Source organism: Candidatus Aegiribacteria sp., assembly GCA_021108005.1.
Lineage (GTDB): Bacteria > Fermentibacterota > Fermentibacteria > Fermentibacterales > JCC-6 > Aegiribacteria.
In genome coordinates, this window is the sequence record JAIORS010000090.1 from 1 (window position 1) to 3,750 (window position 3,750).

Consider the following 3,750-nt stretch of genomic DNA (forward strand, 5'->3'; position numbering starts at 1 on the left):
TGACCCCAACCGCTGATGTAAATCGGAGGTTCTACTTGACAATTGCATAAAAATAGCGCATTCTTCGCATATGATTATAGAACGCACTCTCAAGAAAGAATTGCTGGAAGCAGCAGAAGAGTATCCTGTGGTAACAATACTGGGTCCTCGTCAATCCGGGAAAACAACTTTAGTAAGAGCCACTTTCCCCGGCAAATCCTACCGGTCACTTGAATCACCTGATGTCCGGCAAAGAGCGCTTGGAGATCCTCGCAGTTTTCTTAACGAGCTTGCTGGAGGAGCAATCCTTGATGAGATTCAAAGAGTTCCTGAACTTCTTTCATACATACAGGGAATCGTTGACAACAGCTCCGATACAGGACAATTCATTTTAACGGGCAGTCATCAGCCAATGCTGCATCAGGCAGTTAGTCAATCGCTGGCTGGTAGAACTGCTATTCTTAACCTCATGCAATTTTCACTAAAAGAGCTTACTTTCTATAAAAAAGAATGGAATGCATTTGAGCTTTGCTGCATGGGCTTTTTCCCTGGACTTCATGATAAAAATCTTTCCCCGGGAAGATTTTTCTCAAGCTACATACAAACCTATGTTGAAAGAGATGTCAGATCTCTGATGAACATCAAAAATATTACAAACTTCCATTCCTTTCTGCGCCTGCTTGCGGGCAGAGTAGGACAACTTATAAATCTTTCAAACATCAGTAACGATACCGGTGTATCCTCTACTACAGTAAGATCATGGATAGATATCCTGAAAGCCTCATTCATGGTTATAGAATTATCTTCGTACCATGAGAATATCAGAAAAAGAGTAGTTCGATCTCCAAAAATCTATTTTACAGATACCGGCCTGTTGTGCTATCTCCTGGGTATAGACAACTCTGCTCAACTGAAACGCGACCCTCTGAGGGGAAATATTTACGAGAATCTTGTGATTATGGAAGTTTTGAAGACCAGACTCAATACGGGACAAAGACCTGATCTGTACTTTTACAGAGATTCAAACGGCAAAGAAGTTGATCTGCTGATACCCGATGGAAGATCAATCCAGCCGATAGAGATAAAATCCTCATCAACCTTTACTCCAGACTTTATAAAAGGAATTTCTTCGCTGAGAAAAGTACTGGGAAATCGATGCAACGATGGAATAGTTTTTTACAATGGAGAAGAAGAATTCTCATTTGAAAGCACAAAGATAACAAACCCCTTAAGATATCCAGATGCTTTATCTGTCCTGACCCCCACAAAACCGTAAGGGGCTGCTCAATACAAGCTTGCATTTCGGGCGGTTCAAGATAACCCTTGATCGAGGATACTCCTTCTGCGATGTCGATCTCGATATCAGATATCTTCTTTCAGTGCTGGGCACCAACGAATGATACATCACAGATTGTCTGAATGTCGGACGAGTACTGCAATGTCCAGGAACTGCCGCCGTTCGAAGTCGCTACAATGCAGCCTCCGGTAGCATTCATACTCTGCGCCGCTATCCAGGAGTACGTCTGATTCAGTGAACAGCACCCCAGAAGAAGTTCAGCAGTGGGAACATCCTGCTTTGTCCAGGTGGTTCCTCCATCTTCAGTGATGTAAGCTTTCCCGTAGTCCATTCCTACCAGCGTCCATCCGGAAGGAAGCGCCACTATCCCGTTGGCGTCATCAGATTGAGTTGTTCTGGGAAGCGAATCGGGCACGCAGAGTTCCCAGTTCTGCCCTCCATCAGTTGTTTTTGCGACGGTATGGCCATGGCCTACCGTCCATGCTGTGTCCGCGTTGACAGCACTCACACTTATGAGTGGAAAAGAATCAAGCAGAAACGCATTGCCCTGACTCTCCCATTGCATTCCTCCATCAGTGGTATGGAGGATTATTCCGTCTGCTCCGTCACCTCCGACAACCCATAAACAACCTGGGTCTATTGCATATACATCATCGTACGTGAAAGTATCGTAAGCTGCATCGGATATTGAAATCCAGCTGTTACCTCCATCGTTCGTATACAGGATGGCGTTATTACCACCAGCAACCAGTGCTGATTCAGTACTGAAAGCGTATACCGCGTTCAGACTTGTATTAAGGATAGCTGCTGATGAACCGATTCTCGTCCAGGTCGCGCCGCCATCGAGCGTTCGGAGAACGGTTGCATAACCTCCATCCGGTCCGCTTACTACCCATGCGCAGAGTGAATCCACAGCGAAAACCGCTTCCAGCTGCATCTCGGGAATTGCAGATGATTCCTGCCGGTTCCAGTTGTTTCCGCCATCAGTAGTATGAAGGATGAGCCCGGGTCCCTGATATACCGAACCAACAGCCCAGCCGACCATCGAACTGCCCGGTGACGGTCCCAACCCTCCATCCCCGCAGGAAACCGCAAGAATACTTAATAGTAACACCGGAATAAAGCAAATCCTGCACATTATGAAATCCTTCCGTTTGATTACCATGAATGTCTGCTTCTTCTACTCGAACTAATACTCTCTTCCATGCAATTTAACCATACACTCTGGGCAGAGGCCGTGAGAGAATTTCGCGTCTGAGTGATCGGAGATATAAGACTCGATCTGCTGCCAGTAACCGTCATCATTTTAACGTCCGCAAGTGCATCACGAAGCCGATCGTTCATACTTGAAAGCTCAACATTCCTCAAACGATATATCTCGGCTTCCTTCTCCAGCTCAATGATTTCCTAATTCGGCATACAGCAACTCCTGAATAAACCTATCAGACAAATCGTCTCAACAGCATAATATCCGCTTATGCAAATGGTGTCAATTCAATTCTCAGTTAGAACGTGATCATACACTGCTAATATTCCGAACACCGGCAAGGCTTTCAGATTTTTCTTGACAGCAGAAGCGTGTTTTCCCTGTACCCCGGGTTTTTCTCTGCGACCCGGTTAAATCTCCTGGAACGGTTCATCCGCTAAACACAGAGTGATTTTGGGTCAGCCATACCTATTCATCCTTGACATTCTACAGTATTTATACAGTATGACCCTTGACATTCTACATCCAGTATAGCAATAATGTCATCAACCCAGGAGGTTATTATGAAAAGAATGCTTGAAAAACAGTTGCTTGAATGGAAAGAATCAAAACGCCGGAAACCGCTAATTCTGCGTGGTGCACGACAGGTTGGCAAGACATGGCTTGTAGAAAACATCCTTGCTGAAGAATTTGAAAACTATGTTAAAATCGATTTAGAGAAGATGAATAATCTTCACATCTATTTTGAAGGAGAATTAGACCCGAAAAAGATTGTGAATTATCTTGAATTATCTACGAAACCAATCACTCCGGGAAAAACGCTTCTCTTTCTCGATGAAATCCAGGCATGCCCCAGAGCAATTACAGCGCTGAGATATTTTTACGAGGTTATGCCCGAACTCCATGTTATTGCAGCAGGTTCCCTGCTTGAATTCGCTTTTGGAGAAATATCTGTTCCGGTTGGCAGAGTTCAATACATGCAGGTTTACCCCATGTCATTCTATGAGTATCTCAATGCAATTCGCGGGGAATCATTAGCCGCAGAATCTCTTAAACACCCGGGCACAGTGGATGAGCGGGTTCAAAATATGCTCCTTGAAGAATTGCGCAGATATTTCTTTATCGGAGGAATGCCTGAATGTGTTAAAACTTTCAGTGAATCAGGATCGATGCTTGAAACCTTCAGAGTTCAATCGGAAATAATAGAATCATACAGAGATGATTTTTCTAAATATAAGCCGCATGTTGACCCGGCCTGTCTTGATGC

At 44.5% G+C, this 3,750-nt stretch carries 3 protein-coding genes; 2 read left to right on the forward strand and 1 reads right to left on the reverse strand.

Features of this window, described 5'->3' with window-relative positions:
- The first annotated feature begins 73 nt into the window (after positions 1–73).
- Complete coding sequence (locus K8S15_05200; GenBank protein ID MCD4775434.1) at positions 74–1,255, forward strand: ATP-binding protein; 1,182 nt, start codon at positions 74–76, stop codon at positions 1,253–1,255.
- Between the two features lie 100 nt (positions 1,256–1,355).
- Here K8S15_05200 and K8S15_05205 read toward each other — a convergent pair whose 3' ends face one another.
- On the reverse strand, positions 1,356–2,441 hold the full coding sequence (locus K8S15_05205) for a hypothetical protein (protein ID MCD4775435.1): 1,086 nt from the start codon (positions 2,439–2,441) through the stop codon (positions 1,356–1,358).
- Between the two features lie 605 nt (positions 2,442–3,046).
- On the opposite strand from K8S15_05205, the gene K8S15_05210 reads away from it, so the two are divergent.
- On the forward strand, positions 3,047–3,750 hold a 704-nt coding region (locus K8S15_05210), incomplete at its 3' end, for an AAA family ATPase (protein MCD4775436.1).